General features: G+C 39.5%; 1 rRNA gene. It reads right to left on the bottom strand.

From position 1 onward, the window contains the following. Positions 1-40 precede the first annotated feature (40 nt). Positions 41-149 (bottom strand): 5S ribosomal RNA (gene rrf, locus K5R64_RS13665). Between the last annotated feature and the right edge of the window lie 243 nt (positions 150-392).

Here is a 392-nt window from a genome sequence, read left to right on the forward strand (position 1 = left end):
AAACAAAAAAACCCTATCCGATTGGATAGGGTTTTCAAAAGAAAGGCGGCGACATACTCTCCCACAAAATGCAGTACCATCTGCGCTGGCGGGCTTAACTACTCTGTTCGGGATGGGAAGAGGTGAGCCCCGCCGCAATAACCACCTTAAGATTATTGTTTAAGGTGTTTAAGGTTTTTTTTGTTTAAAGTTGCTGTAACTTTAAACTTTTAAACTTTAAACATTTCAAACGCAGCTACGCTGCAATATCTTAACATACTGAGATAAAGAAAATTTATTATTGTCATTCGCCTAGGCAAATCTAGAAAGTTTCTTGCTCCCGATTGCTCGGGAGCAGGATTTGTACATAAGCTTACAGGTTATTAGTACTACTCGACTATGACATTACTGCC

It is taken from the genome of Flavobacterium sp. UMI-01, assembly GCF_019656315.1.
GTDB lineage: Bacteria > Bacteroidota > Bacteroidia > Flavobacteriales > Flavobacteriaceae > Flavobacterium.